The sequence below is a fragment of the Martinezella tropici genome (genome assembly GCF_003287875.1).
Lineage (GTDB): Bacteria > Pseudomonadota > Alphaproteobacteria > Rhizobiales > Rhizobiaceae > Rhizobium > Rhizobium tropici_C.
This window is the reverse complement of the sequence record NZ_QMKK01000022.1, coordinates 184,836-200,874: the sequence shown is the minus strand read 5'-3', so window position 1 is coordinate 200,874 and position 16,039 is coordinate 184,836. Positions and strand designations below refer to the sequence as shown.

16 protein-coding genes are annotated in these 16,039 nt (G+C 59.4%); 14 read left to right on the top strand and 2 right to left on the bottom strand.

Going from position 1 to position 16,039, the window contains the following annotated elements:
- The first annotated feature begins 1 nt into the window (after window position 1).
- The 10 genes from DQ393_RS34200 (at window position 2) to DQ393_RS06115 (ending at window position 9,268) form a co-directional block, all read left to right on the top strand.
- Window positions 2-676, top strand: coding sequence for a DUF2312 domain-containing protein (locus DQ393_RS34200; RefSeq protein WP_112340912.1), 675 nt, complete (start codon window positions 2-4; stop codon window positions 674-676).
- Window positions 676-1,644 (top strand): ATP-binding protein, encoded by a 969-nt coding sequence (locus DQ393_RS06155; protein WP_112340911.1) that lies wholly within the window; start codon window positions 676-678, stop codon window positions 1,642-1,644. The genes DQ393_RS34200 and DQ393_RS06155 overlap by 1 nt, the downstream gene beginning before the upstream one ends.
- On the top strand, window positions 1,641-2,831 hold the full coding sequence (locus DQ393_RS06150) for an MT-A70 family methyltransferase (RefSeq protein WP_245430265.1): 1,191 nt from the start codon (window positions 1,641-1,643) through the stop codon (window positions 2,829-2,831). The genes DQ393_RS06155 and DQ393_RS06150 overlap by 4 nt, the downstream gene beginning before the upstream one ends.
- Window positions 2,828-3,388, top strand: coding sequence for a Rieske 2Fe-2S domain-containing protein (locus DQ393_RS06145; RefSeq protein ID WP_112340910.1), 561 nt, complete (start codon window positions 2,828-2,830; stop codon window positions 3,386-3,388). Before DQ393_RS06150 ends, DQ393_RS06145 begins: the two co-directional genes overlap by 4 nt.
- Entirely contained in the window at window positions 3,385-6,009 is a 2,625-nt protein-coding gene (locus DQ393_RS06140; protein ID WP_112340909.1) for a DNA methyltransferase, read from the top strand. The genes DQ393_RS06145 and DQ393_RS06140 overlap by 4 nt, the downstream gene beginning before the upstream one ends.
- A complete protein-coding gene (locus tag DQ393_RS06135) occupies window positions 5,996-6,289 on the top strand; it encodes a hypothetical protein (RefSeq protein WP_112340908.1) in 294 nt (97 codons plus the stop codon). The genes DQ393_RS06140 and DQ393_RS06135 overlap by 14 nt, the downstream gene beginning before the upstream one ends.
- On the top strand, window positions 6,279-6,578 hold the full coding sequence (locus DQ393_RS06130; protein WP_112340907.1) for a hypothetical protein: 300 nt from the start codon (window positions 6,279-6,281) through the stop codon (window positions 6,576-6,578). Before DQ393_RS06135 ends, DQ393_RS06130 begins: the two co-directional genes overlap by 11 nt.
- The gene (locus tag DQ393_RS06125) at window positions 6,575-6,769 is read left to right on the top strand and encodes a hypothetical protein (RefSeq protein ID WP_112340906.1); all 195 of its coding nucleotides are present in this window, start codon (window positions 6,575-6,577) and stop codon (window positions 6,767-6,769) included. The genes DQ393_RS06130 and DQ393_RS06125 overlap by 4 nt, the downstream gene beginning before the upstream one ends.
- Window positions 6,766-7,056, top strand: coding sequence for a hypothetical protein (locus tag DQ393_RS06120; RefSeq protein WP_112340905.1), 291 nt, complete (start codon window positions 6,766-6,768; stop codon window positions 7,054-7,056). Before DQ393_RS06125 ends, DQ393_RS06120 begins: the two co-directional genes overlap by 4 nt.
- A 73-nt stretch (window positions 7,057-7,129) precedes the next feature.
- Window positions 7,130-9,268, top strand: coding sequence for a DNA cytosine methyltransferase (locus tag DQ393_RS06115; protein ID WP_432421985.1), 2,139 nt, complete (start codon window positions 7,130-7,132; stop codon window positions 9,266-9,268).
- 2 nt (window positions 9,269-9,270) lie between these two features.
- Here the strand turns inward: DQ393_RS06115 and DQ393_RS06110 are convergent, their stop codons facing one another.
- Window positions 9,271-9,513: a DUF982 domain-containing protein gene (locus tag DQ393_RS06110; RefSeq protein WP_112340903.1), complete on the bottom strand. Its 243-nt coding sequence runs from the start codon at window positions 9,511-9,513 to the stop codon at window positions 9,271-9,273.
- Between the two features lie 63 nt (window positions 9,514-9,576).
- Window positions 9,577-10,842, bottom strand: coding sequence for a DUF6161 domain-containing protein (locus tag DQ393_RS06105; RefSeq protein ID WP_112340902.1), 1,266 nt, complete (start codon window positions 10,840-10,842; stop codon window positions 9,577-9,579).
- Between the two features lie 122 nt (window positions 10,843-10,964).
- On the opposite strand from DQ393_RS06105, the gene DQ393_RS06100 reads away from it, so the two are divergent.
- The 4 genes from DQ393_RS06100 to DQ393_RS06085 all read left to right on the top strand — a co-directional run bounded on the left by DQ393_RS06100 (window position 10,965) and on the right by DQ393_RS06085 (window position 16,016).
- Window positions 10,965-12,302, top strand: a complete 1,338-nt coding sequence (locus DQ393_RS06100) for a helix-turn-helix domain-containing protein (RefSeq protein WP_112340901.1) — start codon at window positions 10,965-10,967, stop codon at window positions 12,300-12,302.
- Window positions 12,286-12,978 (top strand): transcription termination/antitermination protein NusG, encoded by a 693-nt coding sequence (gene nusG, locus DQ393_RS06095; protein WP_245430264.1) that lies wholly within the window; start codon window positions 12,286-12,288, stop codon window positions 12,976-12,978. The genes DQ393_RS06100 and nusG overlap by 17 nt, the downstream gene beginning before the upstream one ends.
- 433 nt (window positions 12,979-13,411) lie before the next feature.
- Window positions 13,412-14,053, top strand: a complete 642-nt coding sequence (locus tag DQ393_RS06090) for a hypothetical protein (protein WP_112340900.1) — start codon at window positions 13,412-13,414, stop codon at window positions 14,051-14,053.
- Window position 14,054: 1 nt separating this feature from the next.
- Window positions 14,055-16,016, top strand: a complete 1,962-nt coding sequence (locus DQ393_RS06085; RefSeq protein WP_112340899.1) for a phage terminase large subunit family protein — start codon at window positions 14,055-14,057, stop codon at window positions 16,014-16,016.
- Window positions 16,017-16,039 lie beyond the last annotated feature (23 nt).

Genomic DNA, 16,039 nt, shown 5'->3' with positions numbered 1-16,039 from the left:
CATGGCGAAGGGCGAAGGGCGCGCCACCGGGCGCAATACGGTTTCGGGTAAAATGCTGCAGGGCTTCATCGAGCGATTGGAGCGGCTCGCAGAAGAGAAGAAGCAAATCACCGAAGATGAAAAGGCCGTCATGGCCGAGATGAAGGCGGCTGGGTTCTCACCCAAGATCGTCCGTCTCGTCATCAAGCGTCGTGCGGCCAAGCCTGCAGACCTGGAAGAGCTGGAAGCCGAGCTGGACATGTATCTCAATGCCCTAGGCATGACGACCGAAGCGCCGCTCTTCCGCGCTGTTGGCATGATGAATGTCGACCTCGCCGCGCGCGAGCAGGTGATCGACGCCTTCCTGCAGCTGGTGCCGATGGAAGGTGAGATCATCGTCAAGGTCGGTAAGCAGCCCGTTCGCCTTTGGCGTGATGCCAAGGGCAAGGCGCATGCCGAGGATATCGAGGATGCTCCCGCGCCCGTGGTTGCCCCCCGGCCCACGCCGGCAGCGCGTCCGCCTCGCGAGGTGCCTGATGTCGACGAGGCTGGCGCGTTCGAACTCGGCCAGGCTGCTTATCACGCAAACGAGCCGATCACCTCCAATCCATTCGCCTGGGATGACAAGCGGCGTCCGAAATTCGATGCGGGCTGGCGCGAGGCATCCGGTTCCGATGGCATGGGGCCCGAAACTTGATGGGCGAGCTTTTCCCAGTCCAGATCGACAGTCTGCAGCAATTCGGCGATGTGCTAGAGCCGTCCGAAGCAGAGGAACCGATCCTCTCGCGGCCACTCCGCGCGGCACTCCTCGAATGGCTGACCGAAATCTGGGCGAAGGATGAGCTTGAGGCGGTCAAGCTGCAGCCGCGCAAGCGCGCCCTGTTTTCGGGCGTACCAGGTACCGGCAAGACGACGCTTGCGCACCACCTGGCCGGGCGGCTGGGGCTGCCTATGCTACTGATCCGCCCCGAGCGGCTGCAATCGAAATACATGTCCGACAGCGCCGGTTTGATCGGCAAGCTTTTCGATGTGCTCAAGCGGCGCTCGGAGCCGGTGTTCCTGTTCTTCGACGAGTTCGACAGCTTTGCCGCCAAGCGTATGAACAGCGGCCATAACCAGACGGTCGAGCAGGATCACAATCTCACGATCAACACGCTGCTAGCGCATCTTGACCGCTACAATGGCTTCATGGTCGCGGCGACAAACTTCGCCGATCGGATCGACGAAGCCGTCTGGCGCAGATTCGAAATCCAGATCAGCATCGAGCTGCCGGGAGAGGCCGAACGTCGCCATATTCTGGCGCGTTATTTCGCGCCCTTCGTGATGCCCGAATCGGCGTTGACGGCGCTGGCCGTTTCGATGGAGGGCGCAACTCCGGCTTTGATGCGGCAGTTCGCCGAGCACATCAAGCGACAGATCGTCGTCGGTCCGAAGGCCGGTTGGGAAATGAACCGGGCGGCGGTGATCAGTCGTGTTCTGTCGTCCGTACAGCCGCATCCGGACGCTGGCAAGCCGCGTCTATGGAGCCTCGGCGCGAAGGATCTCGCCACGGTGAAATTCCCTTGGCCGCTTCACAAGAGCTTGAAGGATTACCCTGCGGAGCCGGCGCCTGTAGTGCATGGCGAGGCAGTTGTGCCGTTCAAGCGGCCGGGAGGCGAGGCGTGAGCGTACAATCTCTCTATCAGGTGATGCCGCCGCTTTCTCCGGAAGATTATGCGGCGCTGGAAGCCGATATCGTCAAGAACGGCGTGCTCGTTCCTGTCGAGTATGACGAGCACGGCAATATCCTCGACGGCCATAACCGCGTCGCCATCTGCGAAAGCCTTGGTCTCGTCGATTGGCCTCGCTTCGTGCGCAAGGGTCTTTCCGAAGACGAGAAGCGGGCGCATGCGCGCTCCCTCAACCTTGCTCGCCGTCACCTTTCCAGCGCCCAGAAGCGCGACCTGATCGAATCCCAGCTTCGCGAAACGCCATCATTGTCGTCGCGCGCCATCGCCGAGCGGCTGAAGGTGGATCACAAGACGGTTTCCTCGGCGCGAGATCGCATGGCGGCAACTGGGGAAATTCCCCAGTTGGAAAAGACAGTCGGGGCGGACGGTCGCGAACGCCGCAAGCCGATCCGCACCATGTTCATGCCGGAAAAGGCAAACATTCCGGAGCTGAAGCGGGTCAGCAAGGAAATTCGCGCCAGCGAGCAGCGCGAGCGCCATGCCGTCCGCTCCGATCTCGCGACGCAGATCGCCGCGCGGCAGGATGCATCGCCTTGGTGGCGGCTCGCGGGCGCCAACGGTGGCAAGGCGTATCCGGTCATCTATGCCGATCCGCCACACCGGTTCGAAACCTATTCCGCGATCACGGGCGGCGAGAAGAGCGCCGACAATCATTATCCGACAATGTCGCTCGACGACATTCTGGCTCTGGGCTGCCCGGCCGCCTCGATCTCCGCACTCTTCCTTTGGGTGACAGATCTCGGCAACGGGATTCGGATCATGCAGAGCTGGGGGTTCGTCTTCAAATCCTTCTGGGCATGGAAGAAGATCTATCCCGGCGAACAGACCGGTACGGGTTACTGGAGCTTTGACAATTGCGAGCTGCTGCTCATCGGCACACGCGGTGACTTTCCGGCGCCATTGCAGGGTACGCAGCCGATAAAATGCACGGATCATCCGGTTGGCCGTCATTCGCAAAAGCCGGCGTGGTTCGCAGAGCAGATCGACCGGCTCTATCCCGATATGCCAAAGCTGGAGATGTTCCAGCGCAGGGAGAGCCTTGCCGAGGGTGACATTCGCCTTGCCGGACAGTGGGATTTCTGGGGAAATCAGGCCGGGCGGCCGGAAGGTGAGGCGGCATGACGCCACGCCTCGATCAGTTGGCCGCTCCGGTCGAAATCGGCAAATTCTACCTTGTGCCCACGGTCGAGGCTGAATGGTATGGGCGCGTCCAGCCTTGGCCTGTCATCGGGCCGAAGCATAGCGATGCGCATTGCCTGCGTTTCGAAGAGCAGCACTATCATCCGGATCCGCGCTTCATCGCCGCTCGTCGCCGGGACGATGACTATAATTTCTGGCGCTTTGTCGCCGCTGCGCCGATCACGACGAATAAAAGGATTAATTCCGCTGGCTTGCCCAGGCCGGTCTGGCGTCGGCGCAAATGCCTGCGCCCGGCAAATCCATGGCTGCAGGACATCTTTGAGCTCGTTCAGCTCAACGGCAATTGGCAGTGCCACTTTGCCGAATGGACCGGCAAGCAGGCGAAGCATGACGGGCGCGGCTGGGTCTGCCCGCACCGCGCTGTTCCACTCGCCGATCACGCGCCGGTCGCCGGCGTCATCACCTGCCCATTGCACATGCTGCGCATCGATGCCGATACCGGCGTCGTGCTGCCGCCGCTTGAAGGGATTGCCGCATGACGATTCAGGATTACGACAGCTTTCTTCGCGGCAAAATGCAGATTGCCGGGGCCACAGGCATTTCCGTTGAGCCTGATGATATCAATCCGGCGCTCGCGCCGCACTGCAAGGTTATCGTCCGATGGGCGCTGAAGGGTGGTCGCAGGGCGATCTTCGCGAATTTCGGACTTCACAAAACCTCGATTCAGATCGAACTGATGCGGCTGATCGCGAAGGAGACGAAAGGGCGCTGCCTGATCGTCCTGCCGCTTGGCGTGCGGCAAGAGTTCTTTGACGAGGTGCGCGAGCGCTTCGTCGGCGATCATGCTGTGCGGCTGAAGTTCATTCAGTCGATGGCCGGCATAGAAGAGACGGCCGAGCGTGAAGATACAGATGGGCCGCTGGTCTACCTGACGAACTATGAGAGTGCCCGCGAATCGAAGATCGACGCATCGAGCTTCACTGCCGTTTCACTTGATGAGGCGGCTGTTTTGCGTGGCTATGGCACGAAGACGTTTCAGACGTTCCTGCCGCTTTTCGCCGGCGTGCGTTTCAAGTTCGTGGCGACGGCCACGCCATCTCCGAACCGGACTAAGGAGCTGATCCACTATGCCGGCTTCCTTGGCGTGATGGATACGGGACAGGCGCTGACGCGCTTCTTCCAGCGCAATTCCGAAAGCGCCGGTGATCTCACCCTTTTTCCTCACAAGGAAGAGGAGTTTTGGCTTTGGGTTCATAGCTGGGCAGTTTTTTTGCAGAGCCCTTCCGATCTCGGCTTTTCGGACGACGGGTACCGCCTTCCCGAGGTAACCGTGAATTGGCACGAGGTCCCGATCGATCATTCGACGGCCGGTTTCGACCGTGATGGTCAGGGCCTTTTGATCCGCAACGCCGCCCTAGGCGTCACGCAGGCGAGCGCGGCCAAGCGCGACAGCCTGGCGGCGCGTATTTCTAGGATGGTCGAGCTGATCGCTGAGGATCCGGATGCACACCGCATTCTCTGGCATGACCTCGAGGATGAGCGGCGCGCCATCGAGGCGGCGGTGCCCGGCGTGCGTTCGATCTACGGCAGCCAGGATATCAACCTCAATGAGCAGAACGCCATCGGGTTCAAGAACGGCGCATTCCGTGATTTGGCCACCAAGCCCGAGATGAGCGGTGCGGGGTGCAATTTCCAGAAGCATTGCGCCTGGGAGATCTTCGTCGGGATCGGCTTCAAGTTTCATGATTTCATCCAGGCAGTGCATCGTATCGTGCGTTTCGGGCAGAGCAGGGCCTGCCGGATCGATATCATCTATTCCGAAGCGGAGCGCGAAGTCAGGCGTTCGCTCGAAACGAAGTGGGCCGAGCACGATCGCCTGATGGAGCGCATGGCGGAGATCATTCGCCGCTATGGTCTCGATAGCCTTCCAGTCGACGAAGTTTTGACCCGCTCCATCGGCGTGCCGCGCCGGGTCGAAGAGGGGCAGTTCTTCAAGATCGCCCATAATGATTGCGTCGATGAGGCGCGCCGGACTGCCAGCAACTCTGTCGGCGAGATCATCACCTCGATCCCGTTTTCGAACCATTACGAATACACCGAGAGCTATAACGACTTCGGACATACCGACGACAACGATCATTTTTGGGCGCAGATGGATTACCTGACGCCGGAACTGCTGCGCATCCTGCAGCCGGGCCGTCTCGCCTGCATCCATGTGAAGGACCGCGTGCTATTCGGCAACGTGACCGGCGAGGGCGTGCCGACGATCTCGCCTTTCCATGCCGAGGCGATTTTCCACTACCGCAAGCATGGTTTTCAATATTTCGGGATGATCACGATCGTCACCGACGTCGTTCGTGAGAACAATCAGACCTATCGTCTCGGATATTCCGAAATGATGAAGGACAGCACGAAGATGGGCGTGGGCTGCCCGGAATATGTGTTGCTGTTTCGCAAGCCGCAGAGCGACCGGTCGAAAGGCTATGCCGATGTGCCGGTGGTGCAGCCGAAGCCGCTTGTCGTTACGGAAGACGGTGGAACGGCGCGGTGGAAGGATGGGGACCGCCGCCCTCATGTCCCAGGCTCCGGTTATACCCTCGCCAGATGGCAGCTCGACGCACATTCCTTCTGGATTTCGTCCGGGAACCGACTGCTGACGCCGGATGAAATTAAGCAGCTCGGCACCAATGTCATCGGCAAGCTGTTCGATGAGGCTTTCAAGGCGGTTTACAATTTCGATCGCCATGTCGAACTGGGTGAAGAACTGGCGGTGCGTTCGGCGCTCCCGAAGACGTTCATGTTGCTCGATCCGCCGTCTGCCGACCCGGCCGTCTGGCATGATGTCGTTCGCATGCGCACGCTCAATGGAGAACAGTCGCAGCGCAACCTCGAAAAGCATGTCTGCCCCCTTCAGTTCGATATCGTTGATCGGCTGATCGACCGATATTCGAACTCAGGTGACATCATCTACGATCCCTTCGGCGGCCTCATGACAGTGCCGTATCGCGCCATCTTGAAGGGCCGCCGCGGGCAGGCTTCGGAGCTGTCCGGAACATACTTCCCGGACGGCCTGCACTACTGCCGCGCCGCTGAAGCCAGGATCGCCGTGCCTGACATGTTCGCAGCCATGGGGCTGGAGGTGGCGGATGATGCAGCCTGACTTCTCGCCCGACATGCTCAAGCGCTTCCTTCGGCTTCGCGTCGATATGATGGCGCGCATCTCGTTTCCATCGCATGGCCGTTCGGCAGAGAAGGCTGCGCGCGCCGAGCTGCGCGAGTGTTGCCATGTCTCCAGGCAGGAATTTTGGGATGCTTGGCAGGGATTGCTGAAGAACGGCCGCACGCGTGCGCGGATATGGACGGCGCTTTGGGTCGATCCAGCCGAGTTCAATATCCTGCTGACCGACGATGGCGGTCAGGAGGTGCGCGATGCGAGCTGATGGCGACCGCGCGGATTTCGATCGCGCCTCATTCGCCGCTGGGATTGACGGCTGGCTGAAGCGTGAAGGGCTCTCCTATCGCGCCGCGATGGGCAGATACGAGGGGTTGAATACCGCACTGCTGTCGAGGGCCATTCGCCAGCATGATCTGAGTGTTGCCAATGTGCTGCTGCTTTGCCGGTTCGCCGGTCTCGATCCGATGAATTACCTCATTCTTCCGAAGCGAAATCAAGCTGTTACAGCAATTGCTACCCGTGAAACATCCGGTGAAACGGGGCGGCATTCATGACCATGGCTTCGCTCGAAACCGAAATGGGGTGGCTGCCGCTGCTGCTTACCGCGCTGGTGCTCGCCTTGGCCGTGGCCAATGCGGCGCCGGCCGGAAGCGCCTTTTCGGCGTTTCGCAACGGCATGTTGCTGGCGGGCGCCGTCATCGCTTCGGCGGCGGTCTGGCTCATGTGGGCGGTGGTGCTCCGATGACCGATTTGCCGATCCTCGAAGAGCTTGCCGATTGCGCCACGAACGCCGAGCGGGTCGACTGGCTGCTGCGTGCCCCGCCTTACGTCTTCCATCGCGAGCATATGACGCTGCGCCGTATCCTGCAGGAGCGCCATCACCCTGCAGGCGTCGCCTATGTCGAGGCCAAGCTCGCTGAACAGATGCGCACCCGCATGGCAGATGGCTCTGTCGCCATCGCCATTCGAACGGCCGTTCACATGGCCGAGACCGATCTCAAGATTTCCGCAAGACAAGAGGGGGCATCCTAGGATGTATATCGAGACGCTTTTCGGCGACGCGAGCACGACCGATCTTCGCAACAAATACAGCCATCTGCCGCCGATGATCGTCGATAGCTTCGCCGGGGGCGGCGGAGCATCGACCGGGATCGAGATGGCGCTCGGACGCTCGCCTGATATCGCGATCAACCACAATGCCGAGGCGCTGGCCTTGCACGCTGCGAACCATCCTCAAACGCTGCACCTTTCGGAAAACGTCTACAAGGTCGATCCCTTGAACTATATGCGCGGGCGCCATATCGGGCTGGCCTGGTTCTCGCCGGATTGCAAGCATTTCTCGAAAGCAAAGGGCGGCAAGCCGGTCGAGCGTAATATCCGCGATCTCTGCTGGATCATTCCGGGCTGGATCGAGCGAATTCAGAAGAGCGGCGGCAAGGTCGATGTCGTCATCATCGAGAATGTCGAGGAGTTCAAGGATTACGGGCCGCTGATCGAGACCGAGCGCGGGCTGATGCCGGACCCTGAGCAGAAGGGTAAGACCTTCCGTAAATGGTGCAAGGCAATCCGCCGTCTGGGTGGCAAGATCGAGTACCGCGAACTGCGGGCCTGCGATTTTGGTGCTCCAACCATCCGCAAGCGGCTCTTCATCATCATCCGCTTCGATGGTCAGCCGATCGTCTGGCCGGCTGCGACCCATGGCGCGCCAGATGATGCCGACGTCATCGCCGGCAAGAAACTGCCGTGGCGCACCGCGGCGGAAATCATCGACTGGTCGTTGCCATGTCCTTCGATCTTCGATTCGAGTGCGGACATCATGGCCAAGCATGGCCTGAAGGCCGTGCGGCCACTCGCCGACAATACCATGGCCCGCGTCGCACGAGGCATGAAGCGCTATGTGCTGGATGCGGAGCGGCCGTTCATCGTTCGCACAGATATGACCAGCGCCTACAAGCGCAATGGCGTGAACGATATCGACGCTCCGCTGAACACGATCATGACGGCAGGGTCGTTCGGAGTGGTCTCTCCCCATTTAGCCTCTTATTATAGCCATTCTGGCAATCGCAGTGAGCGCACGAGCGAAATCGATGATCCGCTTGCGACGGTCACCTGCGAAAATCGTCATGCGATCATCGCCCCTTCCGTTATTCGCTTCAACACAGGAGCTACCGGGCAGGATCTGCGCGACCCATTATCGACCATCACGGCGAATGGGTACATCAAGCGCCCGGGAGGTGCTGCACCGCTTGGCGTCGTCGCGCCGCACCTGATGACGATGCGCAATTCCGGAAAGCCGTTCAACGGAGCCGACGAGCCGACACATACGATCACGGCAGGTGGCGCGGGACTGACCATTGTCGCGCCGGTCCTGACGGCGGCCCAGCAGGGCGGCTCCATTCGCAGCGTCGAGCAGCCGCACCATACGATCACAGCGAGCAGCAAGGATCAGAATTCGGTCATCGTACCGACCCTTGTCGGCTGCGGTGGCCGCGCCGGGCAGAGCAGACCGAGGGGCGCGGACGAGCCGACAGCCACGATCACTGCGAAAGCTGATGTCTGCGTTGCGACGGCGTTTCTCGCGCAACACAACTATCTTGAGCCGGGGCATGATGCGCGGGAACCGCTTTCCACGATAGTAGCCCGTGGCTCAACTCAAAGTCCGATAACAGCGTTCATTGCGCGTCAGTTCGGGACATCGACCGGCCATGACGTAGAAAAGCCGCTCGCCACTACGACGGCGGATGGCGGCGGCAAGTCCCTGCTGGTCGCACCCTACCTCCAAGCCTATTACGGAACTGGTGATGGTGGCGAGGAAGATCAGCCTTGTCGGACAATCACGACGAAGGATCGGCACGGCCACGTCGAGGCCTCGATCGGCGCGCCTCCTTTCACGGAAGATCAGGCTGCCCGGGCGCGCCAGGTTGCTGATTTCCTTCGTGAACATGGCTTCTGGGATGATCGGGAGTTTGTCACGATTGAGATCGCCGGCGAAACCTTCGTGGTTGTCGATATCGGTATGCGGATGCTGACGCCGCGCGAGCTGTTCAACGCGCAGGGATTTCCGCCGCAGTATGCGATCGACGGCGCCTGGGTCGTGCCGTTGGAAGGCGGAGTGCCGCAATGGCGTTCGTTTCCGAAATCGATCCAGGTCAGCTGCGTCGGAAACTCCGTTTCCCCTGTAATTGCCGCGGCGCTGGTCGCTGTCAACGCGGATCACTGCCGCGTCGAAAGGATGGCAGCGTGAATTCAGTTCCGCACAAAGATATCGGCTTCACGGCAGGCGTCGATAAAGGCTTTTCGAGCCCTGTCGGTCGATGCCTTCTCCTCGATCGCGTCCAGGCAGGCCTGTTGGGCGCGCACGAAGGCTTTGCCACTGCTCGGCCAATCTCCCAAGAGCTGACGCGCGGCGTCCTCGACAGTGGCGATGTGGCGGTATTTGCCGAGACCGATCTCAATCTCGACGGCGGGTTTCCAGCTGTGAACATGCATGGCGCTTATCCTCCTTCCGGGAAAACGATAAGCGACTCCTTTCGTTCCGGCGATCGCGACCCGTCACCTTGGTCCGATCTTGTTGATCAGCTCAATTACGTTCGGAAAATCGGGAACGTCGGGAGACTGGCCCGGGCCTGGCCGATACAGTGCATTCAGCATGACATTGCGTTCGTCTTGGCTGAGGTTGCTGTCGACGTCGAGGCGAAGGAAGGTGTCCATCATTGCTTGACGGAGTTGCGCGTCATCCATGAGAGCAAGCGATCTAGTTGCAAAGCGCACCAACAGGCGAACGAACCAGATAAGAAGAGCTACAGGAAGAATAATCAAAATCAATCGATTGATACTGGCCAGAGAAATTTGGGCCAGCGTGGCATCAGGCTTGAGATTATCGATGGGAGTTATCAGGACGTCCTGCAGCGCGCCGAGTACTTCTGTGTGTCGGCTTATGAGTGCAATGGGAACCGCGACGAGCAAAACCGCGAGTATGAAAACAGAGTACCAGAAGGCCTCTCCGGTCTTCTTAGCTTGCTTGCTCCAATAGTCGCGCGTCGCGCTTATGGCGTATTTCCGCTCAATGGCTGCGGAGAAGGTCGTATAGTTTGCCTCAGTATTGCTCACCCGCTTTTCGAGAGCCGACAAGAGCATGTCCGCTGCTTCGATATTTTTCGTCTGCTGCGCATAGGTTTTATCAAAATCCTCATTTCTCTGCCTGAGTTCGGCGTCACGCTCTTGAAGCTGGATGATATTTTCATTGAAGCGATTGATCGTTTTTTCAGCATTCAAGAGTTGCTCGTTGAACTGCACAGCGAATTTGCCGGCGAGGTCGGACAGTCGGTCCTGTCCCTCCTCATGTTCTACTTCGAGATTGCGCCAGCTCGCGTAACTGGCGATCTCGGCCCCGATTGCCATTTCTATCGAGGGATCGATCTTCAGTGTTTGGTTCTGCGGTCTCATCGGCATGTGCATGGCAAAGAGGTAACGGAATTCAAACATCCACTGAGCAGCGATCGCGCACAACATATCGGGTGTCTTCTGCATGTCCCGAAGTTGGGTAAGAAAGGCTGCCACCTTTCTCTGGTCTATCGGGCGGATCATCTCGAATGCGGCGGCCATGGTCGGCGCAAGCGTTCGATACTCAAAATCTCTCATCATCGTTTCGAGTACTGGGATGATCGGCCCATAAGGGCCTTCCTGTCTAAATGCGTTGATTTCACCCGCCATCAGTTGGACCCATGTATCCTTTTCAGCCTCTGGCGAGCTGTCTGGCGTGTCCAACGGATCGGCCTGAAAAATTGTCTGCAGAAAATTGTAGGTCGCGCGATCCATCGTCTTCCTCGGTTTGGGGTTCTGCAACTATGCAGTTCATTGTTTAAGCGACGCTTACACTCGCTATCAAGCCGCAGTCAGCCAGAACTTTATGATTGCGCTTCCTCGCCCGGGAGGGTGCTTTGAGCCACGACGCGACCAACTGGGCTTCCAAACAGCGGGGCATCAAGCCGGCGCTCAAGGTCGTGCTTTGGCAGCTGTGCGACCGGTTCCATCCTGATAACGGGTGCTTTCCATCACAGGAGACGCTTGCGGCCGATTGTGAGGTCTCTCGCTCCGCTCTCAATGTGTACCTAGACGAACTCGAAACGCGGGGCCTGATTGCGCGGGAACAGCGCCGTGAGAAAGGATCGTTTCGGCAGGAACGTACGCGCTACCGGTTTCCGTTCGAAGCTGATTTTGTTGCCAAAACGCCGGAAAAGCCGTGTCCAGATTCTGGACACGGGAGCGATGACGCCGTGTCCGAAAATGCCGCCGAGCCGAGTCCAGAAAATGGCGAAAGCCGAGTCCAGAATCTGGACAGTAACCCTGTAAGGGAACCAGTAAATGAACCCGTAAGGGAGAGAGAGGCGCGCGATCGCGATCATTCAGGTTCGATCATCAATGCAGAGCTGACCAAGCGGGTTCAAAAATTCTGCACTGGCGATGGCTACCGGGAAGGCGAGTGGCCGAAATGGGCGACATCGACGATCGCCCATATCGCCAAGCAGTTTGCACAGTTGTCCGCGGATGATCAGCGTGCGGCTTGCGAATGGCGGGATGCTTTCCTGGCGAAGTGCAAGCGTGATCGTGTGACGCGGCCTATGCCTGTGGCGAACTACTTCCGCGACAAGGTCTGGGAGATGTTGACCGAGGCCGACAAGGTGGCAGTACGGCCGGTGGCCGGCGGCGCGCCGGCGGTCTCGGGCGGCAAGGTGGCTGTGCCGGTGTTTGGGCCAGCGTTCGCGGCAGCCCGGGCTTGGGCCTTGGTTCAAGGTCCGGTTTACTTCGAGCTTCCTGACGATCTCCGGGAAAAGGTCCGGGCCTCCTATGAGGTCTATACCAGAGCGTCTTCCACCTCGGCTCTGAATTATCGGCAGAAACTCGGGCTCATGCTTGACCAGGCGGGTGAGCTGCTTTTCCCCGATGACTTTGAGGCGCGGGAGTGGGAGCGTCGAAAGGTCGATGAAGGCTTTCCCGAAGTTATGCGGCTGCATGCTGCCGCCAAGGATCGCAACTATGTCACCGTTGATCCGATCTTCGAGCGCGTGAAGGATCTATGCGAGGCGGTGCCGGTTGGCTCCGACATGTGGGAGCGCTGGCGTAGATATCACGAAGAGCAGGGTTGGCCGTTTGTGCCGACGCCCGCCGTGATGAAGGTCGTGTTCTTCCCCAAGGGCGGCCCTGACAAACTTTCAGATTTCGAAATTGCCGTCCAGGAGACGGTCAGCAAGGAGCGGAGCGATGACCATGCAGCGTAGGATCACCGGTAAGAAGATCAATTTCAGGCCGATGATCGAGGCTGAGCTTTCACGCGAAGAGCGTGATCGCGCCTATGGCCGGCAGGAGCGGGTCGCACGGAACAAGCGGATCATAGCGAATCAGCTCCATGCTGCATCGACGAAAATCATCGAATCGAAGCCGAAAGCGGCACGTTGGTATTGCCTAAGGGTCGAAACGGGTCGCGAATTCGCTGTGGAAAAAGTTTTATCCGATGCGTCTGTTGAGGTGTGCGCGCCGCGCGAGAAATGGGTGCGGGTCTGGCGCGGGGAGAAAATCGAAGGCGAGTCCCCGTTGTTTGCATCCTATATTTTGGTCCGCTGCGTTCCATCGGCGGATGCATTCGTGGGGCTGAAGCGTCAGAAATCCGTCATGGATATTGTCGGTGGTGACACCGGTTACCACGTTGTCCGAGATGAGATTGTTGAAGCATTCAAGGCACTTACGGTCGAATGTGAAATTCCGAGAATAGCGACCGACAAGACGATGACGGACGGAGATAGGGCGTTGATCGAGGTAGGTCCGTTTGCTGGATTTGAGTGCGTCGTGGTGTCGGTCAAGTGGTCACGCCAGGCGAGGGCGAGCGTGCTGATTACGGTGGATGGTCGTCAGTTCCCGATCGACAGCATGCCTCTTGCATTTCTGAAAAAGCTGTGAGAGTCATTTCTACATTGGACGAGCCGGATAACGCAACCCTCCGATCCCCGATCGTAGCGACGACGGGCAGAGCAGGCGGAAGCGCCTCAGGGAACATGCACCCGGCCCCAGCCCTGAATGCCGCCCGATGAGGCGACCGAGTCAGGGTCAGTGCGATAGCTATAAGTTCCAGATGACAGGCGGCCCTCGGGTCGCCTTTTCCTTTGCCAGCAGCTCGGGCATGGGCCGCAAAGGTGAGGGCGCCAGCCCCGTGAAACACGATGTTTCACGCCCCGGCCGACCCCCACCCCACCCCCTGGGGCAAGGGACCGTACCCCCGTTTTGCCCGCCTGCGGGCCCGGAGGACCCCGCGGGGTGCCCAGTCTGACACTAAAATCGAAGCCTAAACTTCTAAAGAACGGCTAAAGAGCTAAAGAACGCGGTAAAGATCGAGATGGAAGGCGCGGTTTCGAAAGGTGAGTTCGCCGCCATCATCGGAGTTACTCCGGGGCGTGTCAGTCAGTACATCGCGGCGGGCAAGATCACGCAGGCCGCTTTGGTCGGGATCGGCCGCAATGCGAAAATCGATGTCGAGCGCGCGAAGGCTGATCTGCGCGGCGCTCTCGATATTTCGCAGCGCATGGGGAACGGGATCGACACACGGCTCGACCCGGATCTTCCCTTCGAAAGGCCGACAGGGGCGCGCGGATCGGGAACCGACTTGCCGCCGCCGGTTCCGAGCATCGACAGCGACATCAAGCAGGCCAAGCTTGAGCAACTCCGTCGCATCAACCGAAACGGCGCGATCGCGGAAGCGCAGCAGCGCGGGCAGCTGGTTGAGGCGGAAGCGTCACGGGCAGAGCGCGCGAAGATTGCCGTGACGATGTTGCAGGTATTCGAAGGGGCATTGACCGATTTCGCCTCGGAAATGTCTGCCGAATACAAGCTGCCGCAGCGCGATATCCTGCATCTCCTGCGCAGGAAGTTTCGCGATGTCCGCGTGAAAGCGGCCGAACATATGCGGAAGCAGGCCGTTCAGCTTGCTGAGACGGTAGAAACCGAGCTAGCGGCGGACGATATCGAGAGCCTGAACTGATATGACGTCCGTCATCGTCGAGACCGCCAACGCAAGGCGTATCAGTTACGACGTCATGGCGGAGATCCTGGAGCCGCCACCTGAGGTCAACTATCTCGCCTGGGCCGAGGACAACATCGTTTTCTCGGAGAGAGAGAGCCAGTTTCCGGGGCCCTACAATCGGGATCTCTTCCCTTATTTCGACGAGGTTCTGAGGGCGCTTTCGCCGGATGATCCTTGCCGCATCGTTTCGGTCCGAGCCTCGGCGCAGATCGGCAAGACGGTCGTCGCCAACATCTTCACCTGTGGGTCCATCGAAATGGACCCAGGCGATTTTCTCTACGTCCACCCGACAGAGAATAACGCCCAGCGCTGGTCGAAGATGAAGCTTGCGCCGATGCTGCGCAACACGACGGCATTGTCGAAGCTATTCCCGATGAAGAACCGGGATGGTCTCGATAGCGTCCTCTACAAGGAGCGCATCGACGGCCGAGGCGCGATCCAGATCTCCGGCGCCAATTCGCCGGCGTCACTTTCCCAGGTGACGATGAAGCGGCAGGTTCAAGACGACCTGTCGAAGTGGGAAATCAATGCCGGTGGCGATCCGGAGACGCAGGCCGATAGCCGGTCGCGTGCTCACGAATTCGCCAAGATCCTGAAGATATCGACCCCACTCGTCATGCCCGGGTGCAGGATCACCCGGAACTTCGAGGATGGTAGTCAGGAATATCCCTATGTGCCGTGCCCGCATTGCGACCATTTCCAGGTGCTAGAATGGGAAAACATGCTGGCGAACCTCGACGAGGAGAAGCCGGAAGACGCGCATTTCTCTTGCATCGAGTGCGGCGGACTTATCGAGGAATATCATCGCCCGCAGATGACGCGGCGGCTGGAGTTCCGAGCGCATAACCCGAAAGCCAAGCGCCACCATCGATCGTTCTACATCTGGTCGGCCTACTCGGTTCTGCAGTCCTGGGAGCGTATCGCTCGTGAATGGCTTGGAGCCCGTGGCGATCCAGCGTCCGAACAGACGTTCCTCAATGATACGGTTGGCAAGGCCTATGTCACCTCTGGCGAAGCGCCTCCCTGGGAAACGCTTCGTGACCGCGGGGCGAATTCCGACTATGCCAAGGGTCGAATCCCGGCTGGCTTCTTCATTCTTACGATCGGGATCGACTGCCAGGACGATCGTGTCGAGTGGCAGACGATTGCATGGGGCAGAGATCTTCGACGCGCCGTCATCGATTGCGGCCGCATCCCCGGCCATATTTCGGACAAGGCCTGTCAGGAGCGCCTCGATGCGATGCTGCAGCAGACCTGGCCGAACAGCTACGGACAGAAGCTTGCCGCGGACAAGGTGGCGATCGACGGCAACGCCTATACGGAAGATGTGTGGGAATGGGCTAAACGCCATCCTGCGGCGCGCCTAGTCATGGTTCGCGGCAGCAACACGGACAGCGCTCCACTGACGCAACGCGTCAAGAAGGAACGTAACCACAAGACCGGCAAGCTGCTGAAATACGCCAAGCGGTTTTATAACTTCAATGCAAGTGTCCTCAAAATGGCGCTCTACCGCAATGTCGCTAAGCAGGATCCGCTCGAACGTGGCTTCGTTGCTTTCCCGACCGGTCTTGAAGACGATTACTACCAGCAGCTCACGGCCGAGCGACGTGTTCCGAAGAAGCGAAAGGACGGCTTCACGGAATACAAGTGGGAAAAGGAAAAGACCCAGGCCAACGAAATGTTGGACACGATGAACCAGGCGGAGGTCGCCGCGATCCTCTACGGCATCCGCGATCTACCTGATGTCATCTGGGATAGGCTCGAGGCGGAACGGGAAACTGCACCTCAGGAAGCGCAGCTCGATTTCGAAGACGGCTTATTCGCTCGGCTCGTGCCCACGTCCAGCCCGGCGGAGACATCGGCAACCAGGCCGCAGAGCAAACCAGCAGAGAAACCGAACAGATGGCAAACTCGCAATTGATCGGTTCAATCTTGGCAAAAACT